The organism is Serratia quinivorans (genome assembly GCF_946227985.1).
In the GTDB taxonomy this organism is placed as follows: domain Bacteria; phylum Pseudomonadota; class Gammaproteobacteria; order Enterobacterales; family Enterobacteriaceae; genus Serratia; species Serratia quinivorans_A.
This window is the reverse complement of record NZ_CAMKGL010000003.1, coordinates 53,309-71,963: the sequence shown is the minus strand read 5'-3', so window position 1 is coordinate 71,963 and position 18,655 is coordinate 53,309. Positions and strand designations below refer to the sequence as shown.

The 18,655-nt window shown below is 58.0% G+C and carries 8 protein-coding genes; 4 read left to right on the top strand and 4 right to left on the bottom strand.

Translation table 11 applies throughout. The features are described 5' to 3' along the window. The first annotated feature begins 2 nt into the window (after positions 1-2). The 3 genes from OCH02_RS11725 (at position 3) to OCH02_RS11715 (ending at position 10,729) form a co-directional block, all read left to right on the top strand. Complete coding sequence (locus OCH02_RS11725; protein ID WP_261431409.1) at positions 3-9,629, top strand: hemagglutinin repeat-containing protein; 9,627 nt, start codon at positions 3-5, stop codon at positions 9,627-9,629. Between the two features lie 11 nt (positions 9,630-9,640). Continuing rightward, complete coding sequence (locus OCH02_RS11720; protein WP_261431408.1) at positions 9,641-9,874, top strand: hypothetical protein; 234 nt, start codon at positions 9,641-9,643, stop codon at positions 9,872-9,874. 279 nt (positions 9,875-10,153) lie between these two features. Next, positions 10,154-10,729 carry an Ail/Lom family outer membrane beta-barrel protein gene (locus OCH02_RS11715; RefSeq protein WP_261431407.1) on the top strand — a complete coding sequence of 192 codons (576 nt, stop codon included), beginning with the start codon at positions 10,154-10,156 and terminating at the stop codon, positions 10,727-10,729. Between the two features lie 46 nt (positions 10,730-10,775). On the opposite strand, the gene abgT is transcribed toward OCH02_RS11715, so the two are convergent. The 3 genes from abgT to OCH02_RS11700 form a co-directional block, all read right to left on the bottom strand. Continuing rightward, positions 10,776-12,302, bottom strand: coding sequence for a p-aminobenzoyl-glutamate transporter (abgT, locus tag OCH02_RS11710; protein WP_261431406.1), 1,527 nt, complete (start codon positions 12,300-12,302; stop codon positions 10,776-10,778). Positions 12,303-12,406: 104 nt separating this feature from the next. Then, positions 12,407-13,858, bottom strand: coding sequence for a M20 family metallopeptidase (locus tag OCH02_RS11705; protein WP_261431405.1), 1,452 nt, complete (start codon positions 13,856-13,858; stop codon positions 12,407-12,409). Next, the gene (locus OCH02_RS11700; protein WP_261431404.1) at positions 13,855-15,171 is read right to left on the bottom strand and encodes a M20 family metallo-hydrolase; all 1,317 of its coding nucleotides are present in this window, start codon (positions 15,169-15,171) and stop codon (positions 13,855-13,857) included. Before OCH02_RS11700 ends, OCH02_RS11705 begins: the two co-directional genes overlap by 4 nt. Before the next feature lie 271 nt (positions 15,172-15,442). Between OCH02_RS11700 and OCH02_RS11695 the strand changes: the two genes are divergently transcribed. After that, positions 15,443-16,339, top strand: a complete 897-nt coding sequence (locus OCH02_RS11695) for a LysR family transcriptional regulator (protein WP_012146898.1) — start codon at positions 15,443-15,445, stop codon at positions 16,337-16,339. Between the two features lie 52 nt (positions 16,340-16,391). On the opposite strand, the gene OCH02_RS11690 is transcribed toward OCH02_RS11695, so the two are convergent. Continuing rightward, positions 16,392-18,539, bottom strand: coding sequence for a phosphocholine-specific phospholipase C (locus OCH02_RS11690; protein ID WP_261431403.1), 2,148 nt, complete (start codon positions 18,537-18,539; stop codon positions 16,392-16,394). Positions 18,540-18,655: the final 116 nt, after the last annotated feature.

Here is an 18,655-nt window from a genome sequence, read left to right as displayed (position 1 = left end):
CCATGAACAAGAACCTGTATCGTATCGTTTTCAACAAAGCGCGTGGCATGCTGATGGTGGTGGCGGATATCGCCCGCTCCGGTCGTGCCGGGTCAGCTCGTTCACCTGGTCTGGGCCACACGTTGAGTCAGTGTATCGGCAAAATCAGTGCCGTTAGCTTTAGCCTGCTGATAGCGCTGGGGGCTATCCAGCCGGTGCAGGCCGCGATTATTGCCGACGGTAATGCGCCGGGCGGCCAGCAGCCGACCATCGTCAACAGCGCTAACGGTACGCCACAGGTCAATATCCAAACGCCAAGCGCCGGCGGGGTTTCTCGCAATACTTATAGCCAGTTTGACGTCGACAAGCAGGGCGCGATCCTCAACAACTCCCATAAAATGACCCAAACCCAACAGGGCGGCTGGGTCGATGGCAACCCATGGTTGGCGAAAGGCGAAGCCAAGGTGATCCTCAATGAGGTCAACTCCCGTGATCCTAGTCGCCTGAACGGTTATATCGAAGTGGCTGGCCAGCGTGCGCAGGTGGTGATCGCCAACCCGTCCGGCATTACCTGTAATGGCTGCGGCTTTATTAATGCCAACAGAGCGACCCTGACCACCGGTCAGGCGCAAATGAACAACGGCAACCTGACCGGCTTTAACGTTGAGCGCGGCGAAGTGGTGGTTGAAGGCGCCGGTATGGACAGTTCGCGTCAGGATTACACCGAGATTATCGCGCGATCGACAAAGATCAATGCCGGGCTTTGGGCTAACGATCTTAAAGTCACCACCGGTCGTAACAAGGTGGATGCGGCGCACCAACAGATCGACAAACAAGGTGACGATCCTGCCACTCGCCCGCAACTGGCGGTAGACGTGGCGAAGCTGGGCGGCATGTACGCCGGTAAGATCCGCATGATCGGTACCGAAACCGGCGTCGGGGTGCGCAACGCTGGTAATATCGGTGCGCAGGCCGGTAGCGTGGTGGTGACCGCCGATGGCCGCATTGAAAACAGTGGCAAAATCAGCAGCGGCAGCGATATGCAACTGGCCTCGAAAGGCGGCGTCAGCAACAGTGGTTCACTGTTCGCTGCGGGGCATGCCGACGTCAGCAGTGGCGGCGAGGTCCAAAACAGCGGCTCTATCGCGGCCCGCAATAATGTGCGCATCCAGGCAGCCAGCCTGAACAGCAGTAAAGGCAGTACGCTGGCAGCCGGTGTGCAGCAGGATGGCAAGTTGGGCGGCAGCGGCGAACTGGCGTTAACCACCCGCGGCAAACTGACCGCGCAGGGCCAAAATTTGGCGGCGGGCAACCTGCGTGCCAATGGGCAGGGCGTGGACATCAGCGGCAGTCGCACTGCCGGGACTAACGTCACGCTAGATGCCGGTCAGGGTGATTTGACCACGGCCAATGCGCAGGTTGAAGCGGCGCAACAGCTGACTGCCAGCAGCGGCAAGCTGTTCAACAATGACGGCGGCAAGCTGGCGGCGAATAAATTGGCGCTTAGTGCGCATGACTTATCCAACCGCAAGGGTGAGATCGCCCAACTAGGTGAAGACGACCTCCGGCTTACCCCGCAGGGTAAATTGGACAACGCCGGCGGCCGTATCGCCAGCAACGGCAATGGCCTGACGCTGAACGCCGGATCAGTCGACAACCAGGGCGGACAAATCGTCCATGCCGGTAAAGGCGCGTTGACGGTGAATACCGGACGCCTGCAGGGCGATGGCGGCAAACTGCTGTCCAACGGCCAACTGAGCATGCAGGGCGGCGATTATGTGCTGGACGGCGGCACCACTTCGGCGCAGCAGATCGCGTTGGATGCCGGCAGCCTGTCAAACCGCAACGGCCAACTTGTGCAGAGCGGCAAGGGTGAGATGCGCCTCAATGCCCGCGGGGGGATTGATAACCAGGGCGGCCAACTGGCGGCCAACGGTAACGTGTCGTTAAACGCCGCGCAGTTGAACAACCAGAGCGGCAAAGTGATTGCCGCACAGGACGGCAGCCTGAAGGCTCAGGTCAGTAGCGCTATCGATAACCGAGAGGGGCAACTGGCGGCCAGCGGCAATACCCAACTGCAGGCGGATAAGCTGGATAACCGCAAAGGGCTGGTGTCTGCCGCGACGGGCAAGGCTGAGGTCACAGCGCGGCAGGCGCTGGATAACCGGGGTGGCCGTATCGAGGCCAGGCAGGCTCTGCAACTGACCGGCAATGGGTTGGAGAATCAGGCCGGGCAGGTCGTTGGTGGTGCGCTTTCGCTGGCGCTGGGCAAAGGAGCGCTGAACAACCAACAGGGCGTTATCGCCGCCACCGGCGATCTGGGTCTGAGCAGCGGCGCGCTGAACAATGACGGCGGTCTGTTGCAATCTGCCGGCAACATGAATCTTGACACCCAGGGCGCGGCATTGAGCAACCGCCTGAGCGGTGAAACCGGCGGCATCCTCAGCCAGGGTACGTTGGCTATTCACAGTGGCGCGCTGGACAACACCCAGGGCATGCTGGTGGGCGCCGGAGCGACCGATCTGTTCACCGGAACGCTCGATAACAGCCAAGGTACCTTGGTCGGTAAACAGAAACTGAACATCGACAGCCTGGCGCTGACCAATGACGGTGGCTTGCTGCAGGCGGGTTCTGATGCGCGTATCGATACTCATGGCCAGGCGTTGAGCAACCTCGACAGCGGCAAGCATGGCGGGATCAGCAGTCTGGGCAAACTGGCTATCACCAGCGGTAACGTGAATAACCAGGCCGGCTTTATCGCCAGTTCAGGTGACCTGCAACTGCAAGGCGAGCAACTGGATAACCGCCTCGGTACGCTGGCTTCGGAGAAGCAACTGTCGGCCACCGCCAGGGTGATCAATAACCAGGGCGGGGCGATTAAATCCGGCCAGGATATGGCGCTGAATGCTGAAGAATTGCTGGATAACAGTAATCTGGGGGTGATTGGCGCAGGCAAAAAACTGCAGTTGGATAGCGACCATCTGGTGAACAATCAGGGCACGGTGGTCAGCGCCGATGCGGCGAAGATTAACTTCGGCCTGCTGGAGAACCGGGGCGGCCAGTTGGCGGCACAGACGGCGCTGGAGCTGCACGGCAACAGCCTCAATAACGACGACGGTGGCCTGATCCAGAGCGGCGAGGGATTAGAGCTGACAGTTGCTCGGCTGACTAACGCTAACAGCGGCGACAAAGGCGGCATCACCAGTCAGGGGGCGATGAACCTTACCACTGGCGTGTTCGATAACGGTCAGGGCGTGGTGATTGCCGGTAAAGGCTTGCAGCTTGATGCTGAAGCGCTGCTGAACGGCGGTGGCAAACTGGTGGCACAGCAGGCATTGGTGCTGAATACCACCGGCGCGGGCGGCCTGAATAACCAGGGTGGATTGGTGCAGTCGGGCGCGGATATGCGCGTCGATACCCACGGCCAGCGGCTGGATAACCAGAACGGCACCTTGCACAGCCTGGGCAAACTGCAGCTCAGCAGCGGCGACGTCAATAATCAGGGCGGCACGCTGGGGGCCAAAGGCGACTTTGCCCTGGCAGCGCTGAAATTGGACAATAGTCACGGCGGGCGAATTATTGGCGAACAGGCGGTCCAACTCGCCAGCGCCGGCCTGGATAACCGCAACGGACAAATTCAGGCGGTCGGCAACCTGTTGCTGGACAGCGCGCAGGGGCTTATCGATAACGCCCTGGGGCTGATCCGCAGCGGCGCCACCGTGACGCTCAATGCCCTGCAGTTCATTAACGACGACACCAAGGCGGAAAATAAAGGGCTGGAAGGCCAAACCCTGGCGTTGAACACCGGCTCGGTGAGCAACCGTGGCGGCAGCATTCTGGCTAACCAACAACTGACTATCACCAACGGCGGTCAGTTGGATAACAGCGCTGGCCAACTGGCCGCCAGCGAAAACCTGCAGTTGCAGGGCGCGGCGCTTAACCTGCTGAACACCGCCGGTATCGTCAAGGCCGGCAAGCTGCTGGACATCAACGCAGCAGCGGTCGGCGGCGACGGGCAATTGCTGTCGCTGGGCGATATGAACCTGGTCAGCGCGCAGGGCATCAATAACAGCGGTGAGATGATTGCCAACGGCAATTTCAACTTCACCACGCCGGGCGATGTGACCAACAGCGGTAAACTGCTGGCGGGTGCCAAGCTCGATCTGCGCGCCAATAATCTGTTCAATGCCGCCAGCGGCGAGATAAACGCCGGGCAGGATTGGCTGACGGTCAACGGCACCTTGACCAACTATGGTCTGATTGACGGCAAACATACGTTGATCCAGGCCAATACGCTGACCAACATCGGCACCGGCCGTATTTATGGCGATGCTGTTGGCGTGCAAACCGTCACCTTTAACAACCTGGCGGAAAACGGCACTGCTGCCACGCTGGCCGGGCGCGAACGGGTGGATATCGGCACCCAAACGCTGAATAACTACGATCATGGGTTGATCTACAGCGGTGGGGACATGGCGATTGGCGGCCAGCTTGACGCCAACCACCTGGCCACCGGCCAGGCCGGTACGATCAATAACCACAGTTCGACCATTGAATCTGCGGGCAACATGGCTATTTCGGCCGGGCAGATCAACAACGTCAACGACCGCTTTACTACCGAGCTGGTCACCGTTTCCAACGGAAAAATCACCGAGTATCAGCAATCGGGCGACCCGGTACGCTGGATGGCCGGAGAACCGGGCGTCTTTGTTGACCGCAATTCATCAGACTCGCTGTTGAACCTGAATACCCCAGGGAAAACTGGGCATAACAACGACAGATTTACGCAATACGACTACAACCGCACGGTGCAGGAAACCCAGATCAAGGAAAGCGACCCTGCCAAAATCATCGCGGGTGGCGATATGGCGATCAACGCCGGGCATCTGCTGAACGACAAGAGCCAGGTGATCGCGGGTGGCACGCTGGCGATTAACGCCGGCAGCGTGGATAACGTGGCTGTGCCGGGCCAGCGCCTGACCACCGACGTCGGCGAAGTGACCAGTTACTACCGCATCAAGAAGAAGGGTAAAGACAAGCAGGGGCACAATGCCACGGCCTATACGCCGCCGACCACCATTCAGACCATTGCGCTGAAGCCGAGCCAGCTGATTGACCATGGGCAAGTGGCAGGTAACCCGATCGCCATTGCCCCACTGACGCAGCAGGGCACCAATACCCCTATCGGCGCTGCCGGTGGGGTCAATGCGGTGGTCAGCGGCAGTGATATTTCCGCTGGGATGCAGACCATCGGCAGTGGCACGCTACCGGTGATTCAGGCCGTCGCGTTGCAGCCGGGCCAGCAGTTCGAAGTCGCCAACAAGGTCAATAACCAGCAGGGCGACGCGGCGGACAGCGTGGTGCGCATTGTCGGGCCGGACACTCGCCTGCCGGACAACAGCCTGTTCAAAACCAATCCGGCACCGGGCGGCCAGTATCTGGTGGAGACCGATCCGCGCTTCACCAACCAAAAAGCCTGGTTGGGTTCGGACTACATGATTGCCAAGGCCACCAATAACCCGGACAACGTACTGAAGCGCTTGGGTGACGGTTACTACGAGCAGCGGCTGATCCGCGAACAGGTCATTAACCTGACCGGCCAGCGCTATCTGGACGGTTTCAACAACGACGAAGAACAGTTCAAGGCCTTGATGGATCAGGGGCTGGCCTTCAGCCAGCAATATAACCTGAAGGTCGGTGTGGCGCTGACGCCAGAGCAGATGGGGCTGTTGACCAAAGATATTGTCTGGCTGGTGAATGCCAAGGTCACGCTGCCGGACGGCAGCCAGCAAAACGTGCTGGTGCCGCAGGTGTATGCCCGCATGCAACCGGGCGATCTGGACGGTTCCGGCGCATTGATTGCCGGGCGCAACGTCAACCTTAATCTGGGGGAAGGCCTGTTTAACAGTGGCCATATCGCCGGGCGTGAAGTGGTGAAACTGAGCGCGGCCAACATCACCAACGTGGCGGGCCACATTCAGGGGGCCGACGTTGGCCTGACTGCCCGTACCGACATTAACAATATCGGCGGAGTGATCCAGGGAAACAACTCGCTGCTGGCCAGCGCCGGACGAGACATCAACGCCATCAGCACCACCCGTACGGCGCAGAGCGTTAACGGGGCCAACAGCTTCGAGCGCACCAACATCGACAGCGTGGCAGGCATGTACGTGCAGGGGGCCGACGGCAAGCTGATGCTGCAGGCCGGTCGCGACATCAAACTGGATGCGGCGCAGGTGGTTAACAGCGGTGATAATGGCCAAACCCTGCTGAGTGCCGGGCGCGATCTCACCCTGAATACGGTGACCACCGCCAGCCGTGACAACCTGATCTGGGACGGCGACAACAGCCTGAAACAGGGCAACAGCCAGCAGGTGGGCAGCGAAGTGGTGGGCAAAGGGGCTGTGACCCTTAACGCGGGGAACGATATCACAGCCCATGCGGCAACGGTTTCTGCCGGTGATGCGCTGAACCTGAATGCCGGCCATGACATCAATATTCTCAGCGGCGAGAACACCCTCGATCTGGACGAGCGGCACAAGGTGACCGGCGGTAACGGCCTGATGTCCAAAACCACCACCACCACCCGCGACACCCTGGAGCGCCAGACCGTACAGGGCAGTACCCTGAGCGGTGACAGCATTAATGTGTTGGCGGGCAACGATTTACGGGTACAGGGCAGCAGCGTGGCGGGGACTCAGGACGTGAAACTGCTGGCAGGTAACGATCTGAGCATCACCGGCGCGACCGAAAGCAACAGCGAATTGCACCTCAAGCAGGAGAAAAAATCCGGCCTGATGAGCAGCGGCGGCATCGGCATCAGCTACGGCACCGAAAGCCTGAAAACCACGGATACCGCGCAGGGGCTGACCAATCAGGGCAGCACCGTCGGCAGCGTAAACGGCAATGTCACCCTGGGGGCCGGCAATAATCTGGCGGTGACCGGATCCGAGTTGGTGGCCGGTAAAGACATGGCGTTGAGCGGCAAGAATGTGTCGGTGACGCAGGCGCAGGACCAGAACAGCCAGACCCACAAGGTCGAACAGAAGAAATCCGGCCTGACGCTGGCACTCTCCGGTACGGTCGGCAGTGCGCTGAACACCGCGGTGGAAACCTCGCAGCAGGCGAAATCCACCGACGACAGCCGCCTGGCGGCATTGCAGGGCACCAAAGCGGCGCTGAGCGGTGTACAGGCGGTGCAGGCGGCGCGTTTGGCCGAGGCGCAGGGTGCCGATCCCGCCAACAACAACATGGTGGGGATCAGTATTTCCTACGGTACCCAGTCCTCCACCTCGACCCAGAACAGCGGGCAGAGCACCGCGCAGGGCAGCAGCCTGGCGGCGGGCAACAACCTGAGCATCACTGCCAGCGGCAACGGCGTGAAAGGCCAAGACGGCGACATCACCGTGCAGGGCAGCCAACTGCAGGCGGGCAAAGACGTCACCCTGAATGCCAATCGTGACGTGAATCTGCTGTCTGCCACCAACACCCAGTATCTGGACGGTAAAAACGAGAGCCAGGGCGGCACGCTGGGCGTGGGTATCGGCGTCGGCTCCGGCGGCATCGGGCTGAGCGTCTCCGCCAGCGTCAACAAAGGCAAAGGCAACGAGAAGGGCAATGGCACCAGCCATACCGAAACCACGGTTAACGCCGGTAATCAGGTCAACATCACCAGCGGGCGTGACACCAACCTGATCGGCGCGCAGGTCACCGGCGAATCGGTCAAGGCCGACGTAGGCCGCAACCTGCTGCTGGAAAGCCAGCAGGACAGCGATCGTTACGATTCCAAACAGCAGAACGCCAGCGCGGGCGGCAGTTTCACCTTCGGTTCGATGACCGGCTCCGGCAGCATCAGCCTGAGCAAAGACAAGATGCACAGCAACTACGACAGCGTGCAGGAGCAGACCGGTATCTTTGCCGGTAAGGGTGGCTTTGACCTGACGGTGGGGGAACATACCCAGCTTAACGGCGCGGTAATCGGCAGCACCGCCACGGCGGACAAAAACAAACTCGACACCGGCACGCTGGGCTTTAAGGACATCCATAATCAGGCTGATTTCGAGGTAGAGCACCAGAGCGTGGGCATCAGCTCCGGCGGCAGCATCGGCAGCCAGTTCGCCGGTAACATGGCCAACGGCCTGCTGGTGGGGGCCAACAACAGCGGACATGACAGCTCAACCACCCAATCGGCGGTGAGTGACGGCACCATCATCATTCGCGATCAAGATAAACAGACGCAGAACGTCAACGACCTGAGCCGCGACGTGGAACATGCCAACCAAACCCTGAGCCCGATCTTCGACAAAGAGAAAGAGCAGAAACGCCTGCAGCAGGCGCAGTTGATCGGCGAGATCGGCAATCAGGCGATGGACATAGCGCGGACTGAGGGGGCGATCGCCGCGACCAAGGCTGCCAAAGAGAAAATGAATAACGTTACCGATGCCGATCGCAAGGCCGCGGCAGACAAGCTGGCGAAAGAAAAACCGGGCAAGGTCATCACCAACGACGATATCAACGCGCAGATTTACCAGACGGCCTATAACCAGGCGTTCAGCGAGTCGGGTTATGGCACGGGCGGTAAGGTACAGCAAGGTATGCAGGCAGCGGTCGCTGCGGTGCAAGGGTTGGCCGGTGGCGATCTGCAGGCGGCAATTGCCGGTGGGGCTGCGCCTTATCTGGCGGAACAGATACACCGTCTGGCTCCCAATGAGGAAAGTCGTATTATCGCGCATGCGGTGGTGGCTGGCGCACTGGCAGAACTACAAGGTCAGTCGGCTGCTGCCGGTGCTGCGGGCGCTGCGACGGCGGCATTGGGTACCAAAGCGATTGCCGAGGCGATGTTCGGTACCAGTGATTTCAGTAAAATGAGCGAAGAGCAGCGCCAGACGGTTTCTGCATTGGCCACGCTCGCGGGCGGTTTGGCCGGTGGCCTGGCAAGCGGTGATACGGCAGGAGCCGTCACTGGCGGGCAATCCGGTAAGAATACCTCTGAAAATAACGACCAGTTTGGTTTTTCTCCTGGGATGATGAGTTCTGGCCAGGCTGCCTTTACTTTAGGTGAGTATATGACAGAGCATGGCGCTACTCCGGAACAAATTTCTGCGGCACAGTCTGATTTGGCGCGTGGTTTGGGAACCGGGGCACCACAACCTGCAACCGAGTTTGTTAAGGCTTGGGGCAAGTTTATGATAACTGCAGCATCATTGGGCTCAGGAACTGTCGTTGGTGGAAGTTCAATGGCCGTGGGGGGATTAATCGGTGGTTCGGCGAACGCAGGTGTACAGCTACAAGGCGATAAACCCTTTAATTATACCGATTTGTTTATTGCCACTGGGTCTGCTGCCCTGACTCAAGGTAAAGGTGTTGTTGCTACTGAGATTATTGGTGTGAGCGGAGCTTACGTCGGCAGTAAAATCAAAGGCGAAGACCCGAAGAATGCAATGATAGCTGCTGGCGTCGGTGGGGCCGTGGGTATTGTAGGGGGTAAGGCGGTTACCGCTGGTAATCAGTTAAAACCTGTAGTTTCGAATAACACTGCTGAGAATTTAGGTAACATTGGTGGTTCCTTGGCCAGCGAAGTTGTTAGTGGAAAAACGCAAGGTAAGTTAGATAAAATTGATAAATTGAAAACACCAGGTGATCAAAAGTGAGGGATAAACAGATGGGTTATAAGCTGATTTTTGTTTTAATTGGTTACTCTATTTTTATTATGATAATCATTGCTCTCCTTGCTTGTCTTGGTTCTGCGTTGTTGGTTTACTATGAACGTGGGGTTTTCTTATTTAGTTTTAGAGATGACTTCTTATACTCATTGAAAGTTGGGTTTGCGGCAGGGGTACCTGCAGGTATAGGAATTTGGATCTTGTCAAAAATGCAACGAAAGAACGAAAAGTAATAGATCTCAACATTATTTAGTTAAGAGGGTTTTGATTTTTTTGACCGAACATCTCCCTTGGAGTATGTCATGATTTATGGTGTAAGAAATTACTATTGACGCGAAACAGCTCGCAAATTACCGGCTCAACTAATTAATAATAACGCCGGATTTGCTACACTCTAATCTTAACTATTCATTGAATATGAATAATTCACAATCATTAATTCATGCCGTCAATACGGTATGGATAGCTATTTTTGTACCTCAGTTGTTCCACTTACTATTAAGGAAGATTTTATGAAAAAGTTAATCATCGCCACTCTGATTGTTTCCTCTTTGGGTTTCGGCACGGCGGCCCAGGCCGGGCAAAGCACTATCACTGCCGGTTATGCGCAGAGCAAGGTACAGGACTTCAAGAATATCAATGGGGTGAACATTAAGTACCGCTACGAGTGGGATTCGCCTGTCAGCGTTATCAGCTCATTTACCTATATGAGCGGTGACAAGGACGAGTCTTACAATGTCTATCGCGACAAGGTTAATAATCATGCCGAAGTTAAATATTACTCACTGTCCGTTGGTCCGGCATACCGTTTTAATCAATTTGTCAGCGTTTACGGGCTGCTGGGTTTGAATTATAACAAGGTGGATTACAAGTCATCCTGGAGTAATTACGCATACAACACTTACGAATATATGGGTGAAGAGAGCGGTAACCAGAAGAAAACCTCCTTTATGTACGGCGTCGGTTTCCAGGTTAACCCAATGGAAAATTTGGCGGTAGATATCGGTTATGAAGGCTCCAGCCTGGATGCCGGTAATAAAAACCGTTCTATCAATGGCTTCAACATCGGCGTTGGCTATCGTTTCTGATGAGTTGAATGCTTCCGGCCTCCCGATATCAAGAGGCCGGTAATCTTTACCCCATCTTAGGATAGACGCCCGGGCCAATCGGCAAGCCGAGTGCGTACCACGCCAGCAACAGTAAAATCCACACGGCAAAGAACACCAGCGGATACGGCAGGATCAGCACATAGTAGGTGCCGAGCTGGGCGTCTTTGCGGTAGCGCTGCAGGAAGCCGAGGAACAACGGCAGGAAGGGGGACATCGGTGCCAGTGGCAGCACCGAGGAGTCGGCGATGCGGAAAATCATCTGGGCGAACGCCGGATGAAAGCCCAGCAGCATAAACATCGGTACAAAGATCGGCGCCAGAATCGACCAGATGGCAGAGCCACTGGCGATAAACATGCACAGGAAGGCCGAGAGGAACATCAGCCCGAGAAATGCCGGAGCGCCGCTCATACCGGCGGCCTCCAGCATATCGGTCAGGCCGATGGCCATAAACTTGCCCATGTTGCTCCAGTTAAAGAACGCCACGAACTGCGACAGCGGGAACACCATCACGATAAAGCCGGCCATGCTTTTCATCGGCTCTATCAGGTGGTTGGGAATATTGTCCGGCCGTTTGATCTGTTTGGTGACCACGCCATAGGTAATGCCAACGGTGAAGAAGAACAGGATGATGATCGGCACAATGCCTTTAATAAACGGCGATGGGATCACCGAGCCTGTTTTCGGATCGCGCAGCGGGGCCGCTTCGGGTACCACCAGGGCGGCGATAATCGCGATAAACACCAGCGCGGCAATGCCGCTCATCATCAACCCACGGTTCTGTAGTGGGGTTAGCGTCTCAATTTTGTCCTCGGCGCAGCCCTGCCATTTGGGCAGGCGCGGTTCGATAAATTTATCGGTCAACAGCGCCCCGGCGAAGGTCAGCACCACGACCGAGGTGGCCATAAAGTACCAGTTGTCGATCACGCTGACGTGAACGGCGGCGTCCACCGCCTTGGTGGCCTCGGTACTGATGCCGGAGAGCAGTACGTCGGTGGTGACGATCAACAGGTTGGCGGTAAAGCCGGAGGCAACCCCGGCAATGGCGGCCAGCAGCCCGGCCACTGGGTGGCGGCCCACCGCCAGAAACATCAGCGCGCCGAGCGGCGGCATCACCACCAGCGCGGCGTCAGAAGAGATATGGCTGAAAAAGGCGATAAACAGCACCAGATAGCTGGCATAGCGGGCGCTAACGCGTGACGCCATTTTATACATCAGCGCCTGTAGCAGCCCGACCTTTTCGGCCAGCCCGGCACCGATCACCAGCGCCAAAATTGCACCCAGCGGCGCAAAGCTGCTGAAGTTATGAATGATGTTCGGGAAAATCCACTGCATGCCCGCTACGCTCATCAGGTTATTTACCTTGATCAACTCGCCGGTGGCCGGGTTCTTCACCGCTACGTCCAGCCAGGAGAACAGCGCGGTAGCCAGCATTAAAACAACGATTAAATAGACGAACAGCAAAAATGGATTGGGGATTTTATTCCCGATGCGCTCTACCCAGTAAAAAACGCGACCGGGGCTTTTATTGGCTGAAGTTGTGACCTCACTCATTGTCTTACCCTCTGTGTTTGTCCTGTTGTGTTTATTTTTTATTATTTGATTTAATTATAATTATTATTACTGGCCCGCTATTGCGGGCCTTGGCAGCCTGGTGGTTACTTTAACGGTGAAGGCCTGATGTCTTTAGGGATCGGGCAGCTATAAGGCTGTTCGGCCCGCTGGCGTTCGAACTCGCGGCGGCACTCCGCCAGCAGAGCGCTGTCGCTCAGCAGTTCGACGGCGGTGGCCGCCATCACCTTGCCGGCCAGGCACATGCCTTTGTGGGCGATCGAAGTGCGACCCTGTGCCACCAGTTGCCAGGTATGCAGCGGCGTACCGAACGCAAAGCAGGGGCTGAAGCACTGGGCGGTCGGCGCGACCCAACTGACATCGCCGACGTCGGTAGAGCCGTACAGCAGGTCTTCCGATGCCACATAAGGGGCGACCTGGTCCATCAACACCTTGTCGCCCAAATTCTGAACCCACTCGCGGCCAGCCGCGCCGCCGGTGCGGGCGACATTCAACCTGGCATTACGCAGCTCGTCTTTGTTGAGCGTTTGGCGGATCTCGGTGGCGAAGCTGCGCTCCTCCTCGCTGTATTCCGGCAGGCCGAAGCCACAGACGTGGCGATACATCACCTGCTCCATGCTGCGGTTTGGCACATAGTTGGAACAGGCCTTGTCAAAACGTACCGTCATTTGGGTATCGGTCATTAGCGCTGCACCCTTGGCGATGTTGATCACCCGCTGGTAAATATCCTGCGCCTGATCGAGCTGCGGCGCGCGGATCAGATACAGCACCTCGGCATCGGCTTGCACCACATTGGGTGAACTGCCACCGGTATTGGTGACGGCATAGTGCAATCGCGCTTCCTGCACGATGTGCTCACGCAGGAAGTTGGCACCGGTGTTCATCAGCGTTACCGCATCCAGCGCGCTGCGGCCAAGGTGGGGTGAGTTGGCGGCGTGCGCGGCGACCCCTTTGAACTGAAACGCTGCCTGAATATTGGCCAGGGTGCTGGTATTGAACATGCCGCTGAAGCCTTCCGGGTGCCAGGTGAGGGCAGCGTCGACGTCATCGAACAGGCCTTCACGTACCATAAAGGTTTTGCCGGAACCGCCCTCTTCGCCAGGGCAGCCGTAGAAACGCACGGTGCCGGTCAGGTGCTGTTGCTGCATCCAGGCTTTGACCGCGAATGCCCCTGCCAGCGCGGCGGTGCCCAACAGGTTGTGGCCGCAGCCGTGGCCGTTGCCGTTTTCGACCAGCGGTTGCGGCGTGGCACAGCCTGACCGTTGGCTTAATCCGGCAAGGGCGTCGTACTCGCCCAGCAGGGCGATCACCGGCTGGCCGCTGCCATAGCTGGCGATAAATGCGGTTTCAATGCCGCCGACGCCGCGTTCAAGCCGAAAACCTTCCTGCTCCAGCGCGTCGGCCAGCAGATTGGCGGAATAGGTTTCGGTAAAGCGCGTCTCCGGGTGATCCCAGATGCTGTCGCTCAGTGCGCTGAACTGCGGCTGGTGTTGGTCAATGTACTGATTGATAAACGTAAGCAGTTGCGGGTTACTCATGCTTTGCTCCCAAAAGTCGGCAGGTTCAGTGCCAGCGACGCCAGCGTTTTCACCGCCACCGCCATCACCTGTTCGTTAAAATCGAACTTTTCGTTGTGGTGCCCGGCGCTCAGTTCGGTACCGAAAATTACGTAAGAGGCCTGCCCGCCGTGGGATTTCACCCGTTCCATCATATAAGTGGCGTCTTCGGAACCGGCGGCCTGCTCGCGGCGATCGACGACCGAGCTCAGTTCGGCTATCTCCTGCGCCTGGCGGTGAATGTAGTCCACCCAGGGCTGGGTCGGTTTACTGCTCTGCGCTGCACCCATCAGGGCGATGTCGTATTCCACGCCGTGCATTTTGGCCGCGCCTTCGATCACGTTCAGCGCCTGCTGGTAAACAAATTCGTTGATGGCGTTGGTGGCCCCGCGGGTTTCCACCTTCATAAACGCCCGATCGGCAATCACGTTGCGGCCGGTTCCGCCTTGCAGCACGCCGACGTTGATGCGTGAGCTGCCCTCGCTGTGGCGTGGGATGGCGTACAGCCCCACAGTGGCCTGCGCCGCCGCCAGCAGGGCGTTGCGACCGTCTTCCGGTTTGGCACCGGCGTGAGAGGCTACGCCACGGTAGGTGACGTCCAGCTTGCTGGTGGCCATAAAGCTGTCGCTACCGCATACCAGTTCCCCGGCCGGTACGCCGGTGCCGATGTGTACGGCGGTGAAGAAATCAACGTCGTCCACCACGCCCGCTTCCACCATGGATTTTGCGCCACGGGTGCCTTCTTCTGCCGGCTGGAAAATCAGTTTGATAGTGCCGCTCAGCTGCGCTTCCAGGCTCTTGAACACCCGTGCCAACCCCAGCCCAATGGTGGTGTGGCCATCATGACCGCATGCATGCATCATGCCGCTGTTGCAGGAGGCGAAGCCTTCACGGAACGGCAGGTGATCCGGCTGCAGTTTTTCGTTGAGATCGAGCGCATCCATGTCAACGCGATAGGCGATCACCGGGCCGGGGCGGCCGGTGTCCAGCGTGGCGACAATACCGGCGAAGCCGCCGGAAAAGTGCGGTAACCACTTCTCCAGTGCCCCCTGCTCGCGGGCACGCTGCTCCTGTTGCTGCAGAGCTTCGGCGGAAGGCAACCCCATGCGGGCATCGGCATTAATGACTTCGCGGCCCAGCTGCAGGCGGTAGCCCAGCCGATCCAGTTCTTCCGCCACCAGCGTAGCGGTGCGGAACTCAAACCAGCCGGATTCGGCATAGCGGTGAAAGTCGCGACGCCAGGCCTGCAGTTGCGGGGATAAATCTGACACCAACATCGAAAGCGGATTATTCATTGGAAGATCTCATTGGTTATCGCGCCCAGGCAAACGCCGGGCAGCAGTGGTGCGCTGAACTGAACTCAGACGGTGGAACTGTTTAATGAAAAAGACGTATTTAGTGACTAACTGCCGTGAAATGCGCTTATTGGCGCAGAAAATGCGTTTAATTAAGCGAAATAAGAATTTGGTTATTTATTATGTTTTTTTCGAATGTACACAATGGAATCGGGCTAAATAAGATGCCAATATCTTGCTATTGATAAACAACGGTTATCACCATTCGCCTATGCCAGCCTCAATAAAATTGCACCAATTACGTGCGTTTGTAGAAGTCAGCCGTCAGGGCAGTATCCGTGCCGCCAGCCGGACTTCACAGCTTTCGCAGCCGGCGCTGACCAAGTCGATTCAGGAACTGGAAACGGTGCTGGGGGCCAAGCTGTTTATCCGCCGTAGCCAGGGCGTGGTGCTGACCGACTGCGGCGATAACTTTTTCCAGCATGCCAGCCTGATCCTCGAAGAGCTGCGGGTGGCGCAGGAGGATATCCAGCAACGGCTGGGGCTGGCGGGCGGCTCAGTGAATATCGGCGTCGGTGGCAGCATTGCGCGCACCGTGATGCCGCAGGTGATCAATCAGTTCCACCGTGAATATCCAAAGGTCAAAGTGCGGATTGTCGAAGGGCAACTGGTGTCGATGATCCCGGAACTTCGCCAGGGTGAACTGGATTTCACGGTCAACACTTATTACCCCAGCAGCCTGGACAATGAGTTGCAGTACGAACGGTTGATGGAAAAAGAGTACAAGGTGGTGGTGCGCAAGGGGCATCCGATGGAGGGGGCGACGTCACTCAGGCAACTGCAGCACTGTGACTGGACCATGCCGACGCCAAAGGGCAGCTACTACCGGCTACTGCACGACTTGTTCGGGGATCTGGGAATGGCGCCGTCTATCAGCGTCACCTGCGAGACTTTTATGGCCTGCACCAGCCTGGTGGCGCAAAGCGATTTTGTCAGCATTTTGTCGGTGGATGTGATCTCCGATCCGATACTGGGGAAGCATCTGGTGCCGCTGGCGCTGGAGGAGAGCCTGCCCAAGGCGACGTTTTATCTGATCCAGCGTAAAGACACCACGCTGACGCCGATGGGCGCACATCTGGCGCGCCTGTTCCGCTTGTACTGCCGCTAAAAGGATGCCCCGTCACAGGGCATTCTCCCTTTGAACACCCTGCACGGATATCTCAGATCTTACCCATTAACGGATCGCTGACGCTGTGGTTGCCGTTCTCCAGCCGGCCTGCCAGCCGGCGTTGCCAACCCTGTGAGTCCTGCAGTGAAAGATCGTACCAGCCACCGCTGGATTTGGTAGCAAAGGCCTGCTGATGGCGGCCACCCGCCGGCAGTTCAATCTGCCATGGGCCTTTTTGCGTATAAGGGCAGCGGGTGATGGTCACCGTTGTTGCCTGGCTGCCCGAGTTGGTTAGCGTTAGCGATAAATGGTCGCCCTGCGGGGTGAGTTGTACTTCCGGCTGCGGCTGCAGAACGCTGCCACCCAGCTCACGATGGAAACCGTTGGGGCCTAGCAACCATAGGTGGTAGCGATCCGCCGTTAGCCAGTTATCACTGACTGCTTTACCGGCTTCGACGGTATAGCGCCGTGGGATCTGCTCCAGACTCAGCAGGTCGTACACATGAAAGACCGCACCCTGTTCGCCGGTGTTGTACAGGTTGAGCGTCAGCATTTTTTGCTCGGGGTTGCTGTTGGCCTCAACGTGCAACCGGTAAGGCAGAGCACGCGATGGGCGTGCCAGTCGCGACTGATGCGGTAACTGTTGCCTGTCCACCGGCGGCAAGGGCACCTGCGGTAACTGTTCCTGTCGTTGGCGCAGGTTATCGGCGGCGTGGCGGCTGGTGGTGGGTAGACGAGGCAAGGTTTCCTCATTAGGGTCGACAAAGTTGAAGGCCGAAGTGAGGTCGCCACAGACCGCCCGTCGCCAGGCGCTGATGTTCGGTTCATGCACCTGGAAGCGTTTTTCCAGAAATTGCAGTACCGAGGTGTGGTCGAATACCTGTGAATTGACCCAGCCGCCGCGGCTCCAGGGGGATAGCACCAACATCGGTACCCGCGGTCCCGGGCCGTAAATGCGGCCGTCCGGTGGGGGTTGCTCCTGAGAGCCGGGTGGGGCCACGTGCTGGAAGATTTCGCTGTCGAACGGCACCGTCGATTTGCCGGCGAAAGTGCCGTCTTCGCGCAGTGACGGGGCCGATGGCGAAGGCATATGGTCGAAGAAGCCGTCGTTTTCGTCGTAATTGACCAGCAGCACGGTCTTGCTCCACACCTCTGGGTTATCCGTCAGCGCATTGAGGATTTCCTGGGTAAACCAGCCTCCCTGCACCGGGCTGGAAGGCCCGGGGTGTTCCGAGTAGGCCGCCGGGGCGATAATCCAGCTTACCTGCGGCAGCTTGCCCTGCTGTACGTCGTTACGAAAGCCGGTCAGCATCGCATCCAGGTCGTTGCCGTCGGCTGCCGGCAGCGTATTGCCGTTGCCCTTGTACAGCGGGGCTTCAACGTTCAATTCATCGCGATAGGGAACAAAGGCGGTGAAGTCTTTTGGCGGCTGTGCCGGGTTGCCGACCTTAACGCTGGCGGCGCGGTACTGGCGGAATCCCGCCAGCGGATTATCGGTGAAGTTATCAGGTAAAAACTGATAGACCTTCCAACTGACGCCGCTGGCTTCCAGCCGCTCCGGATAGGTCTGCCACTGGTAGCCGACTTCCGCCGGGCCGGGGCTGTCCCACTCGTTGACCACCACCGCGACCTCGGCCGCCGTCGGGCCATTGGTGCCGGTCCAGTGGAACAGACGGTTGGTGTTGGTCCCGGCGTGGATCGAGCAGTGATAGGCGTCGCACAGGGTGAAGGTTTCGGCCAGCGCAAACTGGAACGGCAATTCGTGCCGACGGTAATAGCCCATCGAGGTGGGCGTTTTGTAGGTCGGCCAGGCGTTCATGCGGCCGTTATCCCAGGCGGATTGTTCATCGACCCACGAATGCGGCGTGCCGCTAACCCGTTGGGCATTGCCACGCTTGCTGTCGAGATGATAGGGCAACACCAGCCGATGTTCCCCTTGCTGCTGCCAGACGTGACGGCCGCCGGGCAAAGGAATGGTGATGCGATCGCTAAAGCCGCGTACGCCGGGCAAGGTGCCGAAGTAATGGTCGAAAGAGCGATTTTCCTGCATCAGGATCACCACGTGTTCGACATCGTTAAGGGTGCCGGTGCGGTTATTGGCGGGGATTGCCAGGGCTTTGCGGATCGAGGCAGGTAACAGTGAAAAAGCCGATCCGATGGCGGCAGACCGCAGTATTTCTCTGCGCGAAAAATCAGGCATGCGTCGTTAATCTCCCTGAGGGGTGTTTTGAAGATAGTTGTTAACGACGGTAATGGCGAAAAATAACAAAGAGATGACGGGGGAAATCATGCCCCCGGGCGGGGGCATGACAAGAT

What these genes read in the sequence shown, in the direction of transcription:
- OCH02_RS11705 (WP_261431405.1), bottom strand. Translation starts at nt 13,858, where the DNA reads ATGAGTAACCCGCAACTGCTTACGTTTATCAATCAGTACATTGACCAA.
- abgT (WP_261431406.1), bottom strand. Translation starts at nt 12,302, where the DNA reads ATGAGTGAGGTCACAACTTCAGCCAATAAAAGCCCCGGTCGCGTTTTT.
- OCH02_RS11700 (WP_261431404.1), bottom strand. Translation starts at nt 15,171, where the DNA reads ATGAATAATCCGCTTTCGATGTTGGTGTCAGATTTATCCCCGCAACTG.
- OCH02_RS11725 (WP_261431409.1), top strand. Translation starts at nt 3, where the DNA reads ATGAACAAGAACCTGTATCGTATCGTTTTCAACAAAGCGCGTGGCATG.
- OCH02_RS11715 (WP_261431407.1), top strand. Translation starts at nt 10,154, where the DNA reads ATGAAAAAGTTAATCATCGCCACTCTGATTGTTTCCTCTTTGGGTTTC.
- OCH02_RS11720 (WP_261431408.1), top strand. Translation starts at nt 9,641, where the DNA reads ATGGGTTATAAGCTGATTTTTGTTTTAATTGGTTACTCTATTTTTATT.
- OCH02_RS11695 (WP_012146898.1), top strand. Translation starts at nt 15,443, where the DNA reads ATGCCAGCCTCAATAAAATTGCACCAATTACGTGCGTTTGTAGAAGTC.
- OCH02_RS11690 (WP_261431403.1), bottom strand. Translation starts at nt 18,539, where the DNA reads ATGCCTGATTTTTCGCGCAGAGAAATACTGCGGTCTGCCGCCATCGGA.